The organism is Streptomyces sp. NPDC054842, from assembly GCF_053611025.1.
This window is the reverse complement of the sequence record NZ_JBSGZN010000038.1, coordinates 62,417-80,844: the sequence shown is the minus strand read 5'-3', so window position 1 is coordinate 80,844 and position 18,428 is coordinate 62,417. Positions and strand designations below refer to the sequence as shown.

The following is an 18,428-nucleotide window of genomic DNA, read 5'->3' as shown; positions in this document are numbered from 1 at the left end:
CCTCCGAGGAGGTGCGGGCCGTCGCCGTGGAGCTGCTCGACGTCACTGGTCGGTGTCGTCCTTCTGGTCGTCGCCCTCTTCGCCCTCGATCACGGGGATGAGGGAGAGCTTCCCGCGGGAGTCGATCTCGGCGATCTCGACCTGGACCTTCTGGCCCACGCCGACGACGTCCTCGACGTTCTCCACGCGCTTGCCGCCGGCGAGCTTGCGGATCTGCGAGATGTGCAGCAGACCGTCCTTGCCCGGGAGCAGCGATACGAACGCGCCGAAGGTGGTCGTCTTCACGACCGTGCCCAGGTAGCGCTCGCCGACCTCCGGCATGGTCGGGTTGGCGATGCCGTTGATCGTGGCGCGGGCGGCCTCGGCCTGCGAGCCCTGGGCGGCACCGATGTAGATGGTGCCGTCGTCCTCGATCGTGATGTCGGCGCCGGTGTCCTCCTGGATCTGGTTGATCATCTTGCCCTTGGGGCCGATGACCTCACCGATCTTGTCCACGGGGATCTTGACCGTGATGATCCGCGGGGCGTTCGGGGACATCTCGTCCGGCGTGTCGATCGCTTCCATCATCACGTCGAGGATGTGGAGGCGGGCGTCGCGGGCCTGCTTGAGGGCCGCGGCCAGGACGGAGGCGGGGATGCCGTCCAGCTTGGTGTCGAGCTGGAGGGCGGTCACGAACTCCTTGGTGCCGGCGACCTTGAAGTCCATGTCGCCGAAGGCGTCCTCCGCACCGAGGATGTCGGTGAGGGCGACGTAGTGCGTCTCGCCGTTGATCTCCTGCGAGATCAGACCCATGGCGATACCGGCGACGGGGGCCTTCAGCGGCACACCGGCGTTCAGCAGCGACATGGTGGAGGCGCAGACCGAGCCCATCGACGTCGAACCGTTGGAGCCGAGGGCCTCGGACACCTGGCGGATCGCGTAGGGGAACTCCTCGCGCGTCGGCAGCACCGGCACGATGGCGCGCTCGGCGAGGGCGCCGTGGCCGATCTCGCGGCGCTTCGGGGAGCCGACGCGGCCGGTCTCGCCGACGGAGTACGGCGGGAAGTTGTAGTTGTGCATGTAGCGCTTGCGGGTCACCGGGGAGAGGGTGTCCAGCTGCTGCTCCATGCGGAGCATGTTCAGGGTGGTGACGCCCAGGATCTGGGTCTCGCCACGCTCGAACAGCGCGGAACCGTGCACGCGCGGGATGGCCTCGACCTCGGCGGCCAGGGTGCGGATGTCGGTGACACCGCGGCCGTCGATGCGCTTCTTCTCCTTGATGACGCGCTCACGGACCAGGGACTTGGTCAGCGAGCGGTACGCGGCGGAGATCTCCTTCTCGCGGCCCTCGAACTGCGGGAGCAGCTTCTCGGCGGCCAGACCCTTGACGCGGTCCAGCTCGGCCTCGCGCTCCTGCTTGCCCGCGATGGTGAGGGCCTGCGAGAGCTCGCCCTTGACCGCGGCGGTGAGCGCCTCCAGGACGTCGTCCTGGTAGTCGAGGAAGACGGGGAACTCGCCGGTCGGCTTCGCGGCCTTGGCGGCGAGGTCGGCCTGGGCCTTGCACAGCACGCGGATGAAGGGCTTCGCGGCGTCCAGACCGGCGGCGACGACCTCCTCGGTCGGCGCCTCGGCGCCGCCCGCGACCAGCTGGATGGTCTTCTCGGTGGCCTCGGCCTCGACCATCATGATCGCGACGTCGCCGTCCTCGAGGGTGCGACCGGCGACGACCATGTCGAAGACGGCGTCCTCGAGCTCGGTGTGCGTCGGGAACGCGACCCACTGGCCGTTGATCAGCGCGACGCGGACGCCGCCGATCGGGCCGGAGAAGGGCAGGCCGGCCAGCTGCGTGGACGCGGACGCGGCGTTGATCGCGACGACGTCGTACAGGTGGTCGGGGTTGAGCGCCATGATCGTCGCGACGACCTGGATCTCGTTGCGCAGGCCCTTCTTGAAGGACGGGCGCAGCGGACGGTCGATGAGACGGCAGGTGAGGATGGCGTCCTCGGAGGGACGGCCCTCACGGCGGAAGAAGCTGCCGGGGATCTTGCCGGCGGCGTACATCCGCTCCTCGACGTCCACCGTGAGGGGGAAGAAGTCGAGCTGGTCCTTGGGGTTCTTGGAGGCGGTGGTGGCCGACAGCACCATGGTGTCGTCGTCCAGGTACGCCACGGCGGAGCCGGCGGCCTGCTTGGCCAGGCGGCCCGTCTCGAAACGGATGGTGCGGGTGCCGAAGGAACCGTTGTCGATAACGGCCTCGGCGTAGTGGGTCTCGTTCTCCACTAGCGTTTTCTCCGATACTTTTCGTCTTTCGTCCCTCCTGCCCGTGTGACAGGGGGACGGTGGCGGAGAAGCGCTCCGTCTGGTGCGGGCCGGTCTTCGATCGAAGCACCCGGGTCTGCTTCCCCGGGGGCCACTACCGAGGACCGGCGGCGGCGAGGCGCGCTTCTCCTCGTTCAGGTCGTGATCTCGCTCTACCCGGTACGGGTAGGCGCAGTCACGCTGTGTCGTACGTCGTGTGTCGTGGCTACCACATTACAAAGAGGCGGCGACACTCCGCACGTACAGCAAAGGGAGCGGTCCCCTCCTGAGGTGGGAACCGCTCCCTTCACGGCGTCTTACTTGGCGCCCGCCGCACCGCGGCGGATGCCCAGGCGGTCGACCAGCGCGCGGAAGCGCTGGATGTCCTTCTTGGCCAGGTACTGCAGCAGGCGGCGGCGCTGGCCGACCAGGATCAGCAGACCACGGCGGGAGTGGTGGTCGTGCTTGTGCGTCTTCAGGTGCTCGGTCAGGTCCGAGATCCGGCGGGACAGCATGGCGACCTGGACCTCGGGGGAGCCGGTGTCGCCCTCCTTCTGACCGAACTCGGTGATGAGCTGCTTCTTCGTAGCGGCGTCGAGCGGCACGCGTACTCCTCGTAGTCTTCTGATGGCCACCGAGTGCCCCTGGTCCACATCTCAGGGGAGCTTCCGTGACTCGGTAGGCGGGGATCCGCTGGGCGCGACCTCCAGAACGCATGGTTCCGGGGGTGCGTACACAAACGGCCGTTACACAGCGTACCAGCCTGGGAGGACCCGCTCGCCCGGGTCCCCGAAGCACCCCTGACGGGCAGGGTGCGGCCACTAGGGTGAGCGCTCGGATCGCCGATACGTCGGACGTCGGGAAGTCGGGAAGGGGTCGCTTCGCCATGGTCGAGGCACAGGACGAGGATGTCAGGGCCCGCAAGGAGCGAGAGAAGGACGAGCTCTACGCCCTCGACATCTCGGGCGTCGAGTGGCACAGCGCGCCGGGTACGGAGGAGCAGGAGGAGCGGGTCGAGATCGCGTACCTGCCGGCGGGCGCCGTGGCCATGCGGTCCTCGCTGGACCCGGACACGGTGCTGCGCTACACGGAGGCGGAGTGGACCGCCTTCGTGCTGGGCGCGCGGGACGGGGAGTTCGATCTCGAGTCGGCGCCGGGCGGCGGGACGGACGCGGATTCCGCTTCGTGACCCCCGGGGACTCTGACGGGGAGCAGGTAAGCCTTCGCGCCGCCGGTACCCCTCCGTCCGTGGTCTGCCCGGCCGGAGGGGTGGCGTGAAGCGGGCCGGCCCTCAGCTGGTCATGGCGCGCGCTGCCGCGTACACGTCGAAGACGGCGAGCGCGAGCGGGACCAGCGTCAGCAGGACGAAGCCCTCGGCGATCTCCAGGAAGCGGCCCCAGAACGGGGTCACCCCGCCGCGCGGCAGGATCAGGCCGAGCGCGGTGACCAGGGCGGCCGCCGCCGCGATGACCGCGACGAGCCAGACCGTGCGCAGGTCCAGCGCCGCGCGGTCGCCCGCCATGGCGTCGCGCATCAGGGCGTACGGCGGGTTGAGCGCCAGACCGAGGCCCAGCAGGACGAGGGCGGCGAGACCGGCGGCCAGGATGGGCGCCACCTGCGCGGTGTAGCGGAAGAGGTGGGCGCGCATCAGCAGGGCGACGCCGGTCGCGCAGGCGAGCAGCAGGCCCCAGAGGTCGTCGGAGAAGCCGAGCACCGCGCAGGCCGCGACGGCGACCAGCGCGCAGCCGCCGACCAGGCCGACGAGGAGCTCGTGCCCGCGGCGGGCCTGGGCCTGGATGCGCTCGGCGTCCACCGGCTCGGGCGGCGCGGGGTCGGCGCCGTACGTGCCGCGCTGGGCGTTGTTCGGCGGGTCGAAGCCGATCGGCAGGCGGGCGAAGCGCATGGACAGGCCGGGCAGGAAGGCCAGGGCGCCCACGGCCACCGGGGCGCACAGCGCGGCCGTCTCGGTGGGCGTCCAGTGCGCGAGGAGCGAGACGAAGACGGCGAGCACGCCGATGGCGGAGGCGCACACGAAGGCGACGAACGGGCCGTCGCCCCGCGGGGAGCACAGGGTGAGGACCGTCGAGGCGACCAGGACCGCCGCGCAGCCCAGCAGGAACTGGAGCTTGCCCACTCCCTGGCCCTCGGCGAGGGCCAGCAGTCCGGAGCCGGCCACCGCGGTGTTCGGCAGGGCGCCGAGGCCGAGCGCGATCGCCGAGGCGCGGTCGCCGTAGACCCGTGCGCGGACGGCGGCGACGACCACCAGGAGTACGCCGGTGACGGCCGCGAGGATGCCGGGCACGCTGTGCATGTCGTGCCGGGGGTCGGCGGTCCAGGCGACGAAGGCGAGCAGGGCCGGCAGGACACCGCCTCCGACGAGGCCCGCGGCGCGGGTCAGGTCGCCGTTCCACAGGGTGCGCTCCCGGGTGACCGCGGAGGCGACCGCCTCGGACACGTCGTCGAAGACCGCGGGCGGCAGCGACTCGGAGAAGGGGCGCAGCGTGAGGAGTTCGCCGTCGAGAATGCGCTGGGCGGCGAAGGAGCGGGAGCTGTCCAGGACCGTGCCGTCGCGGCGCACGAGGTGGTAGCCGACCGGAGCGCCCTCGGCGGGGCTCTGGCGGGAGAGCCGCAGGATCTCCGGGTAGATGTCGGCGACGGGGATGTCGTCGGGCAGCGCCACGTCGATCCGGCTGTCCGGCGCGACGATGGTGACCCGGCAGAAACCGAGTCCGGTGCCCGCCCCGGAAGGGGCCCCGGTTCCGGGGCCGCCGGCTCCGGTGGTCGTCGCGGAGGCCGTCATGCTCACCTGCTGCTCCCCCTCAGTGATGGTTGTGGAACTGCGCCGTGAAGGTCCTGCGCCCGTTTTCACGGTGGACCGCGCCGATCGCTCGGCGCGACGCGGAACAGGCGCCCGTCCGGCCGAGCAGCGGACTCCGCGCACCTTCACATGGCGCGAAATGCCCTGATTCTTCGGCCTCGTTCGCGTGTGCTCACGCGAACATCCGGCACCCTACCGCCCACCGGTCCCCCGTGAAGTCAGTAGGATCACGCGGCGGCCTGCGTCCGCCTGACACGGGGCGGCGGGCGGAAGACCCTGGGGCCGTCAAGGGAATTGGTGAGCAGTGAGCCAAATCGTCGTGAAGCGCCCACCGCGGGCGCTGCCGTCCGAGGTGCCCACGGACGAGGTTGTCCTGCAGCCTCCGCCCGAGTTGCCGCGCGGTCATCATGAGAGCGTCCTGATGCAGCTGCTGCCGACCCTCGGCATGGGCGGCTCGGTCGTCTTCTTCTTCACGAGCGGGCAGCCGTTCATGAAGATCATGGGCATGGTGATGATCGCCTCGACGGTGGCCATGTCCATCGCGATGGTGGTCCGCTTCCGGCGCGGTTCCCAGGGCCAGCTCGCCGACCTGCGGCGCGACTACCTGAGCTATCTGTCGCAGACCCGGCGCGCGGCCCTCGGCACCGCGAAGGCGCAGCGCGACGCCCAGTACTACCTGCACCCCTCCCCCGAACAGCTGTGGGCGCTGGTCGCCGAGGGCAGCCGGCTGTGGGAACGGCGCCCGGGCGACGAGGACTTCGCGCAGGTCCGCATCGGGCTCGGCCCGCAGTCGCTCGCCACCCCGCTGCTCACCCCCGAGACCGGTCCCGTCGAGCAGCTGGAGCCGCTGACCGCGGGCGCCGTGCGGCGGTTCGTCGCCGCCCACAGCACGCTGGACGACCTCCCCATGGCCGTGTCGCTGCGCGCCTTCTACCACGTGACCGTCAGCGGCGACCCGGAGTCCGTACGGGCCTCCGCGCGCGCCCTGACCGGGTCGCTGGCCTCGCTGCACTCCCCCGAGGACCTGATCGTCGTGGTCGCGGCCGGGCGCGAGTCCCTGCCGCACTGGGAGTGGGCCAAGTGGCTGCCGCACGTCCAGGCGCCCGGCGCGGTGGACGGCGCCGGCACCCGCCGCCTGATCGGCGGCGACTCCCGCGAGCTGGAGGACCTGCTCGCCGGCCGCCTCACCGGCCGCCCGCGCTTCCACCCGAACGCCGCCCCGCTCGCCGACGAGCCGCACATCGTCGTCGTGCTCGACGGGCTGTCGCTGCTCCCCGGATCCGCCCTCGCCTCCCCCGAGGGGCTGCAGGGCGTCACGGTCATCGAGGTGGTGCCCGGGGAGCTGACGGGCGCGCCGGGCGATCTGTCCATCGTCGTCCAGCCGCACGAACTGCACCTGGAATCGGGGCACGGCGTCATCTACGAGGGCACCCCGGACGCACTCTCCTACGAGTCCGCCGAGGCGCTGGCCCGGCAACTGGCGCCGCTGCGCATGGCGTCGGGCGGCGACGACGACGAACCGCTGCTCGCCAACCTGGAGTTCACCGATCTGCTGAGCCTCGGGGACGCGGCGTCGGTGGACACCAAGCGCACCTGGCGGCCGCGTTCGCTGGCCGAGCGGCTGCGGGTGCCGATCGGTGTCGGCGAGGACGGCCGGCCCGTGATGCTGGACCTCAAGGAGGCGGCGCAGGAAGGCATGGGCCCGCACGGCCTGTGCGTGGGCGCGACCGGTTCCGGCAAGTCGGAGCTGCTGCGCACCCTGGTGCTGGGTCTCGCGGTCACGCACTCCTCGGAGACCCTCAACTTCGTCCTCGCGGACTTCAAGGGCGGCGCCACCTTCGCGGGCATGGCGCAGATGCCGCACGTGGCGGCCGTCATCACCAACCTCGCGGACGACCTGACCCTGGTCGACCGTATGGGCGACTCCATCCGCGGCGAGCTCAACCGCCGCCAGGAGATGCTGCGTGACGCGGGCAACTACGCGAACATCCACGACTACGAGAAGGCGCGCGCGGCCGGCGCCCCGCTCCAGCCGATCCCGTCCCTGGTCCTGGTGATCGACGAGTTCAGTGAACTGCTGAGCGCCAAGCCGGACTTCATCGAGATGTTCGTGCAGATCGGCCGCATCGGCCGGTCGCTCGGCGTGCACCTGCTGCTGGCTTCGCAGCGCCTGGAGGAGGGCCGGCTGCGCGGACTGGAGACGTACCTGTCGTACCGCGTCGGCCTGCGGACGTTCTCCGCCGCCGAGTCGCGTGCGGCGCTGGGCGTGCCGGACGCCTACGAGCTGCCGAACGTGCCCGGTTCGGGCTTCCTGAAGTACGGCACGGACGAGATGGTGCGCTTCAAGGCGGCGTACGTCTCCGGGGTGTACCGCTCGGGTTCCGCGCAGGCCGCCGCGCTGGGCGGGCCGCTGCCGGTGGACCGGCGGCCCGTGGTGTTCACGGCGGCCGAGGTGCCGGTGCGGTACGTGTCCGTGCCCCGGCAGCGGCCCGAGGCGTCCTCCGACACGGACGACGCGCTCGCCGACACCGTCCTCGACGTGATCGTGCGCCGGCTGGAGGCGCAGGGGCCCGCGGCGCACCAGGTGTGGCTGCCGCCGCTGGACAGCCCGCCGTCGCTGGACGGGCTGCTGCCGGGTCTGACGGCCGTCCAGGGCCGGGGGCTGACGCAGCCCGGGTACGAGGGAGCGGGACGCCTCGTCGTCCCCGTGGGCCTCGTCGACAAGCCGTACGAGCAGCGCCGCGACCCGCTGTGGGTCGACTTCTCGGGCGCGGCCGGCCACATGCAGATCGTCGGCGGTCCGCAGTCCGGCAAGTCGACGCTGCTGCGCACGCTGATCGCGTCGTTCGCCCTGACCCACACGCCGCTCGAAGTGCAGTTCTACGGACTCGACTTCGGCGGTGGCGGCCTGTCGGCGATCGCCGGGCTGCCGCACGTCGGCGGCGTCGCGTCCCGGCTCGACCCCGAGCGGGTGCGCCGCACGGTCGCCGAGGTGTACGGCGTCATGACCCGCCGCGAGGAGTACTTCCGCGCGTCCGGCATCTCCTCCATCGCGGAGTTCCGCACCAAGCGGGCCCGCGGCGAGATCTCCGTGACCGAGCAGCCGTGGGGTGACGTCTTCCTCGTCATCGACGGCTGGGGCAACTTCCGCGCGGATTACGAGGGTCTGGAGCAGGTCGTCCTCGACATGGCGGCGCGGGGCCTCGGTTACGGCATCCACGTGGTGCTGAGCGCGTCGCGGTCAATGGAGGTGCGGTCCAACCTCAAGGACCACCTGATGAACCGTCTGGAGCTGCGGCTCGGCGACACGATGGACTCCGAGCTGGACCGCAAGGTGGCGGCGAACGTCCCCACCGGCGTGCCCGGTCGCGGCCAGTCGCCGCAGAAGCTGCACTTCATGGCCGCCGTCCCGCGGATCGACGGGCTCACCTCGGACACGGACCTCGCCGACGCCACCGCGGCGCTGACGACGGAGGTCGCCCGGCACTGGCAGGCGCCGGGTGCGCCCGAAGTGCGCCTGCTGCCGCGGGAGTTCCCGGCCGCGCAGTTGCCGCCCGGTGACCGGTTCCCGCGGCGCGGGGTGGCCTTCGCGCTCGACGAGGACAATCTCGAACCCGTCTTCGTCGACTTCGAGCAGGACCCGTTCTTCCTCGTCTTCGGCGAGAGCGAGACCGGCAAGTCGAATCTGCTGCGGCTGCTCATCAAGCAGCTCACCGAGCGTTACTCGGGCGACGAGTGCAAGCTGTTCGTCGTCGACAACCGGCGCTCCCTGCTGGACGTCACGCCGTCCACGCACCTGGCGGAGTACATCCCGATGTCCAACGCCATGGACCACCACATGACGGCGCTCGCGGACCTCATGCAGCGCCGGACGCCCACGGCCGACGTGACCGCGCAGCAGCTGCGGGAGCGGAGCTGGTGGCAGGGGCCGACGGTGTACGTGATCGTGGACGACTACGACCTGGTCTCCACGTCGAGCGGGAACCCGCTGGGCGGCCTGACGGAACTCCTGCCGTTCGCCCGGGACGTCGGCGTGCGCTTCATCATCGCGCGGTCGACAGCCGGTGCGGGGCGTGCGGCGTACGAGCCGTTCATGCAGCGCATGAAGGAACTGGGCGCGCAGGGCGTCGTGATGGCCGGCGACCCGGGCGAGGGCGACATCCTCGGCGGGGTCAGGCCGCGACCGATGCCGGTGGGCCGGGGCGTCTTCGTCTCCAGGAAGCGCGGAAAGCCGTTGGTGCAGACGGGACTTGTGCCGGAGGTGTCGTACTGACGAGGGCGGTGGCCGGTAACCGGTGCCGTGGCTGTACGCCGTGGCCGTGGCCGTGGCCGTGAAGATGAGTCGACGATCTCGCGGGTCCGAACGCAAGGGTGCGCCTCGCGCCCGGGGCGGGTCCGCCGGGAGAACGGGGAAGGGTTCGCGCATGGTGTGGGACGAGTGGGAGCAGTTGAAGTCGCAGGCGGCCGAGCGTCGGCCGGCTCACACGCAGCTCAATCAGCTGGAGCCGGGTGGAGGCGGCGGCCGGGTCGTGGACCCCGCCCAGTACGGGGACCTCACCGTGAATCAGGGCGACCTGGCGAAGATCGGCGAGCACGCGTTCACGCTCTACAACGACCTGTGGAACAAGGGCCGCAGAGCCGTACCGAGCAGTGACAAAGCGGCCGGTGACCTCACCCGGCAGGGCTTCGCCCTCGGTGGCGGACTGCAGCACGTCTCCACCCGCTGGGACGAGCAGTTGTCCTCGCTGCGCGACGCGTGCGCCCACATCTCCAACCACATGAGCGTCACCAAGAAACTCCACAGCGGCGACGACCACTACATCCGGCGGCAGATGAGCAGCATCGACGTCCTGGACGCGGGCTTCGACGAACGCGTGGGCGCTCCGGGCGACAAGAACCCCGCATACGCCGACAAGGACGAGAAGAAGGACAAGAAGGGCGACTGATGGATCTCGACGCACTCCGCTTCGCCGACTTCACGCTGCTCAAAGAGGCGGTCACCGACTGGACCACGATGATCGGCGACCTGGACGAACTCAAGGAGTCCGCCGACAAGGGCCTCCGAGGCGCCGCCAACAAGGCCGCCTGGACCGGCCAGAACGCCACCGTCTCCAAGGAGTTCGTCGGCAAGACCGCCGGCGAGTTCGCGGACGCCCACACCCAGGCGACGTCCATCAGGAACATCCTCCAGGACACCCTGACCGAACTCGAAGACTTCAAGACCAAGCTCAACGCGGCCATCTCGCGCGGCGAGAAGAAGAACCTCACCGTGACCACCACCGGAGGCGGCGGCTTCACCGTCACGATGAACATCCACCCCGACCGCGCGGCGAAGGGGACGACGGTCCCCGAACACGACGCGCAGGACGTCACCGCGCTGCGCGACGAGGTCCAGAAGATACTCAACGACGCCACGGAGAGCGACACTTCGGCCAACAAGGTGCTGCAGGCGCTGGTCGACCAGAGCCGGCTCGGCTTCTCCGACGCGGGCTACGCCGACCGGGACGCCGCGGCGGACGCGGTCAAGGAGGCCGACGAGCTGGCCGCTCTGGCGAGGAAGAAGCCGGAGGACCTCAGCGTCCAGGACTTCGACCGCCTGAACGCGGGGCTGAAGAAGTACGCCGACGATGACCTGTTCGCGGAGGAGTTTGCCAGGAAGCTCGGGCCGCGGGGGACGCTCGACTTCTGGACCGGGCTCAACGACCCGCACAGCGCCTACTCGGTGGGCAGCAAGCGGGTGGACCAGTACGACGACCTGCAGAAGAACCTGAGCCTCACGCTGGCCAACGCCACCCAGAGCGACACCGCCGGCATGACGGAGTGGAAGAGCGGGATGGTCGACCTGGTCGACAAGCCGGTCGGCCGCAACGGCGGTTTCCCGCTGGGCGCCCAGGTCATGTCCAACCTGATGCGGTGGGGCGACTACGACGACAGGTTCCTGGTCGACTACGGCGACAAGCTGATCGAGACGGAGAAGAAGTTCACGGGCAACGGCCGGCACGGCGCCTGGCAGCGCATGGGCATGGACCCGCTCGTCAACCGCACCGGCACGGACTCCGGCTGGGACCCGATGACCGGCTACCTGAAGGCGCTGTCGAACAGCCCGGACGCCGCCACGGAGTTCTTCAACGGCGACTTCGTCACCAAGGACGAGGACCACGACTTCACCGAGAAGAAGGACGGCAAGGACGTCAAGCGGTCCCTGTCCAACTTCGACTACCTCTTCGAAGAGCGCGACTGGCCCATGGACCAGGACGACAAGGGCGAGGACAGCATCGCGGGCCGCAACAACCTGGCGCTCGCCCTGGAAGCGGCGACGACGGGGCATCCGGCGGGCGAGCTGCCTACGGTGGACACGCCTCCGCACAACGCGGAACAGACGAAGCTGATGGAGAGCCTCATCGCGTCCGTCTCGGACAACAACGAGCGGCTCACCGATCACGGGTACATGAGCGACAGCATCGGGCAGATCGCGTCGGAGTACCTGCCGGACATCAACCGCGCCATGACCGACGACGGTGACGGGGACACCGACCGCCTCTTCCCGGTCGCGGGTACCGAGGCTGAGCTGAATCACCGGGACGTGACGCGCTTCCTCTTCACCGTCGGTCAGAACCCTGAGGGATACGCCGCGGTCGAGGTGGGCCAGAAGGCGTACATGGCCAGGCTGATGGAGTACCACCTGGATCCCGGCCTCCCGGCGGCCGAGCGCTACGCCCACGATCCGCAGTTCGTGGTCGAGCAGATCTCCAAGGGTTCGGGCGAAGTGTCGGGAACGCTGGCGCAGGGCCGGGCGGAGGCCGTCGCCGGTGAGGCCGAGACGAAGGACAAGGCCTACGAACACTCCATCGCCCAGCGGAAGAACTTCATCTCGGGCGCGGTCGGTACCGTCACCGGGGCCGGCGCGGCCCTCATCACCAGTCCCGTGGGAGGCGCGGCGGTCGGCGGCGCCGCGGGAACGGCGACGAGCATCATCCTCGAGGAGATCTTCAAGGACGCCGAGGGCAAGGCCAAGGACGACGCCGGGCCGGTGATGGGCGAGTACTGGGAATCCGGCCTGGACAGCAACAGCAAGTACACGGAGAGAGCGGCCGAGGAGGCGACGAAGGGCCATGAGCGAACCGATCTGCCCGACGTCGGAGAATGGGCCCGAGACGGTGCGCAGCGCGGCTTCAAGGAGTCCGGCACGAACGTCAGCGCCATGGCGTCCGACCTCAAGACGGACATCTGACGTGGCTGTCCCGAGTCCGCCCTCAGGTCTCGCGTCGCGATCCCTGCACCCAGAGAGGCATACGGCCTTGCAGCATCTGCGTCTTCGACGTGTTCCGGGACGGCGGGTGGTCGCCCTGACCGCAGCCGCCGTGGTGGGGGGAATGGCGCTCGCGGGCTGCTCGCAGGAGGAGAAGCGCGAGTACGCGCTGCCGGAGTCTCTCTGTGGAGCCCCTGTCCGCCCCGAGCTGCTGGAGCCGTTGCTGCCGCCGGGGAAGAAGGTGTCCACACGGACGGAGACACCCAACGGCGGGACCAGACGATGCACCATTGCCGTGGACGGCAAGGTCGCCCTGGTGGCCGGACAGATCTGGTGGGACAAGGACGAGGGAGTGTCCGATGTGGCCGCCGCACACGCGAAGGTGAGCCCCGGCACGGTCACCGGATCCGGGACGTACCTGTACTCCAGCACCGGCGCGGTCGGAAGGGCGTCGGGGTGCGAGACGTCGGAACACCCCGATCAGGCGCTCTTCACCACACTTCAGGTGTACGCGCCGGACCGGAGCGACAAGGCGGCCATGAGGAAGCTGATCGCGGACTACACCAAGTCGACCAAGAAGTCGGACGCCTGCGCCTGAGGTGAGGACCTGACGGGCTCCCCACTCAATTCTCACATTAAGGAAAGCTTCGGATCATGCAGGGACTGTCTCGCCGCCGCCACCGGATCGTCGCCGCCTCTATCGCCCTCCTCCCCCTCCTCGCCGCTTGCGATGCGGGCACGGACGAGGCGACTCCACTCGACGTGGAGAAGACGCGCGACATACTGCCCGACAAGAAGGCCGTTCCCGGTTGGAGCATTGCGGCGGAACCTGCGGCTCACCCCCTGCAGAAGGCCCGTTCAGAAGGGCTCGTGCGGTGCTACACGCGTGCCTCGTGTGAAGACGTGCGCTTCGCGGGCGTATCGCTGGCCCAGGGCACTCAGAAGCCCCGGTTCACCTTCATGATCATGACCTATGAGGACGCGGACACGGCCCAGTCCGCCTACGGCCGGGTATGGAAGGCGTGGAAGGCGCGCGTCCCGGAGGCACGGGTGCTGAATCTCGGCGAGATCGGCGAGGAGCACGACGCCGTGGTCGGGCCGGGCCCCTCCTTCGACAAGCGGACGAAGAGCACGCTCGTTCAGGTACGCGTGGGCAGCGCGCTCCTGTTGACCACTGCGGAGTCCGCCGCCGGTGTCGACATGAGCGATGACCTGGTGGCCGAGTTCGCCTCCACGTTCGCCGAGCGCGCGCGCCAGGTCCAGGACGGCGAGGTCGCGTCCGCCGCCGTGAACACCGGCTGACGACCCGGCACGGCTCACAGAGCGGCGCTGCTTCTCGCAAGGGCGTGTGATCCGGGAACGGTTCGGGGTGGGCGCCTCCCGCGCGCGCCCACCCCGGTGACCTGTGCTCATCAGCGTTACGCGTAGTAGCTGGCGGCCTTCTTGTCGCCGCCCATGTAGTCGCCGCCGGCGCGGCCGACGACCTGCGCGATGGAGACCAGGGCCTGGTGGATGTCCCGGGCTTCCTTGTCCCACAGCGTCTGCTGCTGCTTGTACATGTCGTGCGCCTCGCCCTCCCAGCCCGAGGCCACGCTGGCGACCATCTTCTTGATCTCTTCCAGGTCCGTCTCGAGCTGCTTCGCCTGGTTGCCGATCTCGGTCGCGGCGGCGTCGAGGGCCCCGTACTTGACTACGAGTTCATCGTGGCTGTTGCCGGCCATACTCACTCCACTCCTTCATGTTGTGCATCGACGGATCCGGCCTCGGGTGTCCGAGGCGGCACTCGCTCAGAACCCGCTGAGGCTCGACTTCGGGGCTCCGTCGTACACGTTGATGCTGTTGACGGCCTGACGGACGTCGTCCTCGGTGCCGTCCTTGATCTTCCGGGTGGCGCTCATGGCCTCGAGGAACTTGGTGAGGATGTTGCCGATCCGCACCAGGGACGTGTTGATCTCGTGCTGCTTGGTGTTGAAGGCACCGGCACCGATGCCCTTCCACTGACCGCTCTCGAGGCTGTCGATGGTGCCCTGGAGGCGGTGGACCTGCCCCTTGATCGACTCGAACTTCGTCGCGATGTCCTGCTCGAGCTTGACTACTTGGGCATCTGATAGCCGCTGGCCGTCTGCCATGAATGGGCTTCCTTCCTGGATTGCCGTGCGAACGTGCCGGGTTCACGCGCCACCGGCCGGTGGGTGCGCGACCCGGCCTGGAAAGTCGGGCCGGAATTGGACCGGAGGGGAGTGCCTGCTCAGCCGTTGCGGCGCGCGCGCAGCACGGCGAAGCCGCCCCCTCCGATCACCGCCGCCGCGGCGACGGCTCCCAGGACCACCCACAGCGTGTTGCCGTCGGACGGCTCCGAGTGTGATCCTGCCGCTGAAGTCTGGCCGCCTGAAGTGCTTTTCGGGGGCTGTGACGAGGCTGGGACGGAGGCGGAGGGGGTGGCGCCTGCGGCGCCCGTTCCGTTCTCGTAGCTGAGAGGGTCCGCGTTGGCCGGGCCGGGATCGATGTCCTTGTCGGCCAGGACTTTACGGGGACGGATGAGGCCGTATCCCAGGTAGTTGCTGGGCTTGTCCTTCGGCCAGCTCCGGCCGGCGGTGTCGATGAGGGTCCTCAGCACCTGGTGGGAGGTCCAGTCAGGGTGAGCGGACCAGATCAAGGCTGCGGACGCGGACGCGATGGCCGTGGCGGCGCTGGTGCCACCGCCGTCGTTGCAGTACGCGCGCAATGTCGCGTCGCAGTAGTACGGGAGGTCGAGTCCCGGTGCGGCGAGGTCGACGTAGTCGCCGTGTTCCGAGAACTTCGCGACTCTGCCGGCCTCATCCGTAGCCGCGACACCGACAACGTAGGGGTAGGCGGCCGGATAGCCGATGAAGTTCCTTTTCTCGGCGTCGTTCCCCACGGCGGCAAACATCAACTTTCCCTTTGACTCCGCGTACTTCACCGCCGCTTCCACCTCAGGGGCGATGACGTCCGCGCCGAAGGACATACTGATGATCCGCGCGTCACTGTCAGCGGCGGCCCGGATGGCGTCACTCATCTTGGGCGTCTTCTTCCTGGCCGTCTCGTCTAGCGACTCCACGGCCAGCACCCGGTAGGGGACGATCTTCGCGTCGGGGGCGAGACCCTTCAATCCGCCCCCCGCGCCCGTCCCCGCGATCAGCTCGGCCATCGTCGTCCCGTGACCTTTGAAGTCCTTGGTGGCGTTGTAAGAGACGCTTTTCGGGACCGCGTTGCCGAGTACCTGGCCTTTCAGCGACGGCGTCGCCGGATTCACCCCGGTGTCCAGTACCGCGACCTTGACGCCCTTGCCCGTAGCGGACTTCCAGAGCCCGTCGGCGTCCATGGCGTCCAGGTACCACTGACGCTTCTGGACGTCGTCCGCCACGGCGCTGGGCGCCATCCCCGAGCACACGATGCCCAGTGCACCCAGCGCGGCGCACACGGCGGACGCCCGTCTGGACACGCGTCTCGTCGAAGGTGCCTTGCCCTCATCACGTCGGCTGATCCCTGACCACATGCCTCTGTACGTCCTCGCTCGTATCCGTCAGCCGGCCGCGGGCGGCACGTCGCGCCGCGCACTGTCGGGCGAATGGGTCTCGTCGTCGCTTGACCGCTCACGACGCGACGTGCCTCTGTCGTCTGCTCGCTGGGGTCCTTGATTACTTCCCGAGCCACGCGCCGCGCCGGCTCCGCCGGAGGGCCGCCCCGCCTTCCTGGCCTGCGAACTCTTGCTCTTCGGCGCGCCGACCACTCCGTCGGCGTTGCCCGCGGGCCGGGGCGAGGTCCTGCCTGCCGCCCCGCCCGACGACGGTTGCGGTGCCCCAATCACTCCACGCTGCCCGAGCTTGCCACCTGTGGTGCGGGCGGTCGCGGCTCCCTCACCTCCGATGACCGTGCCGCGCGGCATCCTCGAAGCGTTCGCGGACGGCGTCGAACCTGTGGCGGGCTTACCGCCGACCACACCGCCGGCGCGTCCGGCACCTGTCGCCCCCGCTCCGCCTGTGCGTCCACCCGTCGTGCCTGCGGACCTTGGCACCCCTCCGGTGACGCCGCGGCCCATCGCCGACGTGCCTCTGGCCGTAGCAGATCCACGAGTGCCGGCCTGCCCCGGCGCGGCAGTACGTCCCACGGGGCCCATCGGACCGCGTCCTCCAGCAGTCGCACCCGTGGCACCGGCACGTCCCTGCGCCGGCGCGAAAGTCCTGGCGCCGGCAGCGCCGGCACGGCCCTGCGCGGACGCAGGAGTCCGGGCACCGGACGTGCCACCGGCGCCTGCGGCCCGGCCGATGGCGCTGCCGCGTGCCGTGGTGCCGCCGAAGGCCGGTGCCACCGGACCACCACCGGCCAGTGCGGGCGGTGTCCCTCCTTGAGCTCCGGCCTGTCCCGTCGCGGACGGGGGCGCGCTCGTGGCCGGCCTCGCGTCCGGCAGGGTGCCGACACTGTCGATCTCTGTTCCGACGTTCCGGTCGGGAGTCGTGACCGGAACATCCACATCCTTGATCAGGGATGTGGCGTCGTGCGTACGCGAGTCACCGGTGACACCGACAGCTTCGCGGTGGGACGGCCCGCCCGTGTCACCCACCGAGGCGAACTTTGTGCTCTCCTGCTCCCCTGCCGACGAAAAGGGCGCCGAGTAGGAGAGATTAGGCTGCGGAACCCCCACCGCCGGCATCGGTTCGAACGTGGGCGGTTCCTGGGCACCCAGAGTCTCCTCCGACACCGCGTAGAACGACGCCAGCCGGTTCATCTGGTTGATGGCCTCTTGCCTGTGCTTCTCCGCCTGTACGGCCGCGGCGTACTCGTCGTTCCCTTCGACGCGCTTGGGCGTGGGGATGTCGTCGACGGTCTTGGGGTCGGAACGGTGGTCCCGCGGCGGCATGGACTTGCGGACGGATGCGAGACCCGTGCCGGCTGCCGTGATCTGGGTTCCCGCCGCGTCGGCGAAAGTGGCGAGGTCTTGGGTGTGGGCGACCAGCTTCTTGCCCCAGGTGTGGAATGCCTCGGCCGACTCGCCTTCCCACTCGACTCGTTCGATGTGCCCGCTGAGTTCGTCGGCCGCGTCCTTGATGGCGTCGCGGGCATCCCACAACGCCTTGCCCGCCGCTTCGAGATCGGCTGGGTTGGCACCCTCGACCAAGTCGATCATGTCGTTGAGACGGTGACCCTCGAAATCCGTCTTGCCGAAGAAGCGGATGCCACCGCCGAGAAACGTGTTGTTGAGCATCTCCGACACGGCCGTGGTCGCGTCGACGGCACCCACCTGCCGCGTCACGTTCTCCAGGTCGACCTTGTGCTCGTCCTGTGTCTTCCGGTCGTCACCCATCAGTACCTGACCTTCGACGTCTTGTCGTCGGACCGCTGCTGCTCGGGCTTGTCCTGCTTGCCGCCCTGCTCCCCGGTCCTCTCACGCTCGGCTGAGGTCTTCTCACGCTGTGCTTCGGCGTGTTCACGACTGACCTGCGTCTGGATCTCCCAGAAGCGTCGACGGACGTCTTCCTCCAGCTTGTCGAAGCCGACATCCGCGCCGTGAACGGCGATGCCCAGTGCCTCGATCTGCAGGTTGAGCGTCTTGGACAGCGCCGTGAGTCGTTCGTGGACACGGTGGTACTGGGTGTAGAGCCCCGAGGCCTCGTCGAACTTCCCGGCGCCGCTGAACGAAGCACGAGAGAGCCTCTGCGCCCCCACGTTGGTCGGGTCGCCAGCAGAGCCTTCGAGCTGGTCCAGAACCGCGTTGACGCGCTTTCGGAAGTCCTTCAGCGCTCCCAGACCTCGCTTGAGGGCCACACTTCCGCCCATGTCCGCAGGAAGCACGATGCGTCCCCTTCCCCGTTCCCCGTTTGTCCAGCTGTCGAGGGCCGCTGCGGCTCAACCGCCCGCGGCACACTCATTGACCACTGTAGTCACTGTGTAAATCCCGGCCAACTGAACTTTGTGCTGAGTCAGTTACGAAGCTGTCGGGAGGTCGTCAGGTGTCGCCTGTCGAACGAACTCAAATGTCCAGATAGAGCGCCAAATCGCACACCGCTTCCGTGGCCGAGTGGCAACTCTCACCATCCGCCGGGCCTCGCCGCCGAAGTTAGTAGA

14 protein-coding genes are annotated in these 18,428 nt (G+C 69.4%); 6 read left to right on the top strand and 8 right to left on the bottom strand.

The window, feature by feature from the left end; translation table 11 throughout:
* Nucleotides 1-42: 42 nt before the first annotated feature.
* Nucleotides 43-2,259, bottom strand: coding sequence for a polyribonucleotide nucleotidyltransferase (locus tag ACWGIS_RS26560; protein ID WP_453364959.1), 2,217 nt, complete (start codon nt 2,257-2,259; stop codon nt 43-45).
* A gap of 335 nt (nt 2,260-2,594) precedes the next feature.
* Nucleotides 2,595-2,882, bottom strand: coding sequence for a 30S ribosomal protein S15 (rpsO, locus tag ACWGIS_RS26555; RefSeq protein ID WP_020128575.1), 288 nt, complete (start codon nt 2,880-2,882; stop codon nt 2,595-2,597).
* Nucleotides 2,883-3,163: 281 nt separating this feature from the next.
* Between rpsO and ACWGIS_RS26550 the strand changes: the two genes are divergently transcribed.
* Entirely contained in the window at nt 3,164-3,466 is a 303-nt protein-coding gene (locus ACWGIS_RS26550; RefSeq protein ID WP_453364958.1) for a DUF397 domain-containing protein, read from the top strand.
* Between the two features lie 102 nt (nt 3,467-3,568).
* On the opposite strand, the gene eccD is transcribed toward ACWGIS_RS26550, so the two are convergent.
* Nucleotides 3,569-5,083: a type VII secretion integral membrane protein EccD gene (gene eccD / locus ACWGIS_RS26545; protein ID WP_453364957.1), complete on the bottom strand. Its 1,515-nt coding sequence runs from the start codon at nt 5,081-5,083 to the stop codon at nt 3,569-3,571.
* A 316-nt stretch (nt 5,084-5,399) separates the two neighbouring features.
* On the opposite strand from eccD, the gene eccCa reads away from it, so the two are divergent.
* The 5 genes from eccCa to ACWGIS_RS26520 all read left to right on the top strand — a co-directional run bounded on the left by eccCa (nt 5,400) and on the right by ACWGIS_RS26520 (nt 13,646).
* Nucleotides 5,400-9,368 carry a type VII secretion protein EccCa gene (gene eccCa, locus ACWGIS_RS26540; protein WP_453364956.1) on the top strand — a complete coding sequence of 1,323 codons (3,969 nt, stop codon included), beginning with the start codon at nt 5,400-5,402 and terminating at the stop codon, nt 9,366-9,368.
* Nucleotides 9,369-9,519: 151 nt separating this feature from the next.
* The gene (locus ACWGIS_RS26535; protein WP_453364955.1) at nt 9,520-10,041 is read left to right on the top strand and encodes a hypothetical protein; all 522 of its coding nucleotides are present in this window, start codon (nt 9,520-9,522) and stop codon (nt 10,039-10,041) included.
* Nucleotides 10,041-12,326 (top strand): hypothetical protein, encoded by a 2,286-nt coding sequence (locus tag ACWGIS_RS26530; protein ID WP_453364954.1) that lies wholly within the window; start codon nt 10,041-10,043, stop codon nt 12,324-12,326. The genes ACWGIS_RS26535 and ACWGIS_RS26530 overlap by 1 nt, the downstream gene beginning before the upstream one ends.
* Before the next feature lie 106 nt (nt 12,327-12,432).
* On the top strand, nt 12,433-12,942 hold the full coding sequence (locus ACWGIS_RS26525) for a hypothetical protein (RefSeq protein WP_453364953.1): 510 nt from the start codon (nt 12,433-12,435) through the stop codon (nt 12,940-12,942).
* Nucleotides 12,943-12,998: 56 nt separating this feature from the next.
* The gene (locus ACWGIS_RS26520; RefSeq protein ID WP_453364952.1) at nt 12,999-13,646 is read left to right on the top strand and encodes a hypothetical protein; all 648 of its coding nucleotides are present in this window, start codon (nt 12,999-13,001) and stop codon (nt 13,644-13,646) included.
* Between the two features lie 116 nt (nt 13,647-13,762).
* On the opposite strand, the gene ACWGIS_RS26515 is transcribed toward ACWGIS_RS26520, so the two are convergent.
* From ACWGIS_RS26515 to ACWGIS_RS26495, 5 genes are all read right to left on the bottom strand, one after another.
* Complete coding sequence (locus ACWGIS_RS26515) at nt 13,763-14,065, bottom strand: WXG100 family type VII secretion target (protein WP_453364951.1); 303 nt, start codon at nt 14,063-14,065, stop codon at nt 13,763-13,765.
* Nucleotides 14,066-14,131: 66 nt separating this feature from the next.
* Complete coding sequence (locus ACWGIS_RS26510) at nt 14,132-14,473, bottom strand: WXG100 family type VII secretion target (protein WP_453364950.1); 342 nt, start codon at nt 14,471-14,473, stop codon at nt 14,132-14,134.
* 119 nt (nt 14,474-14,592) lie between these two features.
* On the bottom strand, nt 14,593-15,744 hold the full coding sequence (locus ACWGIS_RS26505) for a S8 family serine peptidase (RefSeq protein ID WP_453364949.1): 1,152 nt from the start codon (nt 15,742-15,744) through the stop codon (nt 14,593-14,595).
* A 144-nt stretch (nt 15,745-15,888) separates the two neighbouring features.
* A complete protein-coding gene (locus tag ACWGIS_RS26500; protein WP_453364948.1) occupies nt 15,889-17,667 on the bottom strand; it encodes a WXG100 family type VII secretion target in 1,779 nt (592 codons plus the stop codon).
* Nucleotides 17,667-18,155 carry a hypothetical protein gene (locus ACWGIS_RS26495; RefSeq protein WP_453364947.1) on the bottom strand — a complete coding sequence of 163 codons (489 nt, stop codon included), beginning with the start codon at nt 18,153-18,155 and terminating at the stop codon, nt 17,667-17,669. Before ACWGIS_RS26495 ends, ACWGIS_RS26500 begins: the two co-directional genes overlap by 1 nt.
* Nucleotides 18,156-18,428 lie beyond the last annotated feature (273 nt).